The organism is Nevskia soli, from assembly GCF_903970205.1.
In the GTDB taxonomy this organism is placed as follows: Bacteria; Acidobacteriota; Terriglobia; order Bryobacterales; family Bryobacteraceae; genus Bog-113.
The window spans coordinates 1-4,256 of the sequence record NZ_CAJCHS010000244.1; the positions used below are offsets into that span (position 1 = coordinate 1).

Consider the following 4,256-nt stretch of genomic DNA (forward strand, 5'->3'; position numbering starts at 1 on the left):
TCGGACTAGCGGGCGGCTTGCTCGCGCCCTGGCTGCTGGGTGAGTTGGCCGCGCGCACCGGAGTATGGGCCGTGACCACGCTGCCGGCGTTCGGGACCTGCATGGTGATGCTGCTCCTCGGCCTTATCTGGCTGCATGCGAAGATGACCGGTGAATGAAGCTCGCGACCGCGCTGTTTGTTGCTGCCGCATTGCATCCGGCGAATGCGGCGGCGCCCATTTCGCAGCGTTGTGCGCGCATTCTCGCGCAGTCGCCGATCGCGAAGACTGGATTCGTCGGCATGTTGGTGGAAGACGGCGGGGGCCGTCGCCTGTTCGCTGTTAATGCCGATCGCGCGTTCGTTCCGGCGTCGAACACCAAGCTGTTTTCCACGGCGTTCGCGCTGGAGCGGCTCGGGCCCGATCACCGCTTCGAAACTCGCGTTGAGCAGCGCGGGGACGATCTGGTGCTGGTGGGAACGGGGGATGCGAACCTATCCGGCCGGGTGATGCCTTACGTCGTCAACTCCGAGCCGGGTCCGGCGCTGACCGTGATCGACGAACTCGCCGTGCAAGTGGCGGACCACGGGATTCACGAGGTCGCCGGCGACGTCATTGGCGATGACACTGCTTTCGTTTACGAACCGTACGGTAAAGGCTGGACTGCCGAAGACGTCGTAACCGGCGACGGTGCCCCGGTAAGCGCTCTGATGGTCCACGACAACACGATTTCCGTCCGGATAACGCCCACCGTGGACGGCACGCCCGCAACTGTCGCTTTCGATCCGCCGACGCTTCCGTTCGAGGTCAACGCGAAAGTCACCACCGGGACCGCGAGCGAAGTCCATCAGCGTCGTTTGCCGTACACGAATCACTGGGACCTTTGGGGCACGATCAAGGCCGGCGATCCGCCGTTCAACGAGAAGCTGGGCGTGGACGATCCCGCCTTGTTCGCGGCGCAAGCGCTCAAATACTCGCTGGAACAGCACGGAGTCGCGGTTCGCGGAAGCATTCGGGCTATCCATCGGGAGAACGACTCCGACGCGCCGCAGCAGGCGGGCCAGACCGTTGCCACGCACGAGTCGCTGCCCTTGATCGAAGACTTGCGCGTGACCAATAAGACCAGCCAGAACGCGCACGCCGATCTCTTACTGTCGGACGTCGCCGGGTCGCGCCGCAGCGGTTTGCAACAGCTCGGCGCCTTTCTGGGCGGAATCGGCATTCACGCGGACCAGTACTGCTTCTATGACGGTTCCGGCATCTCACGTTTGAACTTAGTAACCCCCGCGGCGGTAATCACACTGCTGACCTATATGGCCCACTCCGCTCACGCCGCGGACTGGATAAGCACCTTGCCGGTCTCCGGTGTCGATGGGTCATTGAGCGACCGCATGACGCGTCCCAGAGTCAAAGGCCGGATTATGGCGAAGACGGGAACTCTCATGCACACCAGCGCGCTTTCGGGCTATGCGCAAACCCGCTCCGGGCGACGGCTGACGTTTTGCATTTTCGTCAACAACGCCTTCGCCGATGCCGAAGCGCGGCATGAGCTGATTGATAAACTTTGTGCAGTACTGGTTGACTAAGAGGGAACCCGACACGAATGCCGATTTACGAATACAAATGCGAATCCTGCGGTAGCAAGTTCGAGAAGCTCGTGCGCCGCTCGGAAGAGACGGCGTCGCTTGCCTGCCCTTCTTGCGGAGAGACGCATCTCGATCAGCAATACTCGACCTTTGCCGCGCGCGCAAACGGCTCTGCGTCCCCGTCGTCGTCTGCGTCCGACATGCCATCGTGCCCCAGCGGCATGTGCAGCAACCCTGCATTTTGCGGACGGAACTGACGGGTGGCTTCGGCAGAAGATCGCATTCTAACTCCGGACGCGCGGGCGTTCCTGGAAGCTCTCTCGCGCCGTTTTGAATCGTCCCGCCGGGCGATGCTGCATCGGCGGGTGCTTCGCCAGCAGGAAATCGATGCGGGCGATTTCCCGAACTTCCTTCCCGATACGGAATCGGCGGTTCGAAAGGAATGGTGGGTGGTTGCCCCGATTCCGCCGGAACTGGAAGACCGGCGCGTCGAGATCACCGGTCCCACCGACCGGAAGATGATTATCAACGCGCGAAACTCCGGCGCCAACGTGTTCATGGCGGATTTCGAGGACGCCAACTCGCCGACCTGGTCGAACATGATTGAGGGCCAGGTCAATCTGATGGACGCGGTGCGCGAGACCATCGCTTACCGCAGTCCCGAAGGTAAGGACTATGAGTTACACGAAAATCCGGCGGTTCTGATGGTGCGCCCGCGGGGATGGCATCTGGTGGAGAAGCATTTCCATGTCGATGGCCTGCCGATCTCAGCTTCGCTGTTCGATTTCGGTCTATACTTCTTCCATAACAACGCCGAGTTACTGTCACGCGGGACCGCTCCTTATTTCTACTTACCTAAGCTGGAAAATCATCTCGAAGCGCGTTTGTGGAATGACGTTCTCTTGTTCGCGCAAGAGTATTGCGGCGTGCCGCGCGGCACGGTCCGGGCGACCGTTCTTATTGAGACAATAACCGCGGCTTTCGAGATGGACGAAATCCTATACGAACTGCGCGAGCACTCGGCGGGACTTAACTGCGGCCGTTGGGATTACATCTTCAGTTACATCAAGAAGTTCCGTAACTATCAGGACCGCGTGCTGCCGGACCGCTCGCAGGTAACTATGGATCGTCATTTTCTGGCGAGCTATGTGAACCTGCTTATTCAGACTTGTCATAAGCGCGGGATCCACGCGATGGGCGGCATGGCGGCGCAGATTCCGATCAAGAGCGATGCGGCGGAGAACGAGCGAGCGCTCGGTCGCGTCCGTGAAGATAAGTTACGTGAGGTGCGCGCGGGGCATGACGGGACCTGGGTCGCTCACCCCGGACTGGTCGCGATCGCGAAGGCGGTGTTCGACGATCATATGCCGGGGCCGAACCAGATCGGCGTGAGGCGTGAAGATGTCTACGTCACTCAGCAGGACTTACTGGAGACGCCCGCCGGAACGATCTCGGAACTGGGCATTCAGATGAACATTGATGTGGGTTTGGAGTATCTGAACGCGTGGCTGCACGGGTCGGGCGCGGTGCCGATTTACCACCTGATGGAGGACGTGGCGACATCCGAAATCTGCCGCGCGCAGTTATGGCAATGGGTGCATCATGGCGCGAAGCGGGACGACGGCGCGGCGATTACGAAGGAGATGTTGCTGGAGTCGATCAGAGTTCGAGCGAAGGCGATGCCGGAAGCGGTGGAGTTGTTCGAGCATTTAGTCGCCGACGAGCATTTTGCGGAGTTTTTGACGTTGAAGGCTTACGAGCGCTTGCCGTAATCGCACGCTAGGCCTGGGCTCCTAGCGAAGCTGACTAAATCACCCGAGTTTTTGAAAGCGACATAGCATCATCTGACATCGGGCGTTGCCATCCGCGAAACAGCAGGAAATTATCGATCATGCCTCGCGGCTGTGTGAAGAATGTGGCAAAGCTTCCCCCTGGATGTTCTAAGTGGGAAGATCGTATCTGAAGCATCCATGAAGCGTTCCGATCCTTTTGAAACCCGCGCGCGTGAACTTGCCATTGCCGCCGGAATCGACCCCGATTCCCGTGTTGAGCGGGCCGGTATGAAATCCATGCCGGCGTGGTGTGCCTATCGCCAAACCGCGCGCGAAGAGAAGGTCGCGGCCGACGCCGTTGAGTTAGCCGCCGAACTCCCGCCGCAAGCGGAGGAATATCGGGATCGTCCCTTGCGTATCTTCGGGAATCATGAAGAGGGCACCATCGCGCAGATGCGTAATTGCATGAGCGTCGGCAACACCGTCGCGGGTGTAATCTGCGCCGACGGTCATCTCGGCTATGCGCAGCCGGTCGGCGGAGTTATCGGTTACGAGAAGCAGATTAGTATCTCCGGCGTGGGATTCGATATCGGCTGCGGGAACATGGCCGTGCGCCTTGACGTACCTTTCAGCGCTATCGCCGATCGCGCGCCCGGCATCCTCGAGGACATTCGCAAGGTAATCTCGTTCGGGATCGGCCGTTCCAACAACGAGCGCGTCGAGCACGAATTGTTCGACGATGACGAAGCCTGGCAAGCATCGGGAATGCGCGATTACAGGCAGAAGGCAGAGGCGCAGCTCGGAACGGTCGGCTCCGGCAACCACTATGTCGACCTGATGGAGGATGAAGGCGGTTACGTCTGGATAGGGGTTCATTTCGGAAGCCGCGGCCTTGGCCACACCAGCTCAACCCGTTACCT

The 4,256-nt window shown here is 60.1% G+C and carries 4 protein-coding genes; all 4 read left to right on the forward strand.

Annotated features, from left to right (window positions below):
- Positions 1-154: 154 nt before the first annotated feature.
- On the forward strand, positions 155-1,564 hold the full coding sequence (gene dacB / locus H1Y01_RS11050) for a D-alanyl-D-alanine carboxypeptidase/D-alanyl-D-alanine endopeptidase (protein WP_180540578.1): 1,410 nt from the start codon (positions 155-157) through the stop codon (positions 1,562-1,564).
- Between the two features lie 17 nt (positions 1,565-1,581).
- A complete protein-coding gene (locus H1Y01_RS20040; RefSeq protein WP_180540579.1) occupies positions 1,582-1,821 on the forward strand; it encodes an FmdB family zinc ribbon protein in 240 nt (79 codons plus the stop codon).
- A gap of 3 nt (positions 1,822-1,824) precedes the next feature.
- Positions 1,825-3,336: a malate synthase A gene (aceB, locus tag H1Y01_RS11060; protein ID WP_180540580.1), complete on the forward strand. Its 1,512-nt coding sequence runs from the start codon at positions 1,825-1,827 to the stop codon at positions 3,334-3,336.
- Positions 3,337-3,534: 198 nt separating this feature from the next.
- Positions 3,535-4,256, forward strand: a 722-nt coding sequence (locus tag H1Y01_RS11065; protein ID WP_180540581.1) for an RtcB family protein, incomplete at its 3' end; no start/stop codon positions are given.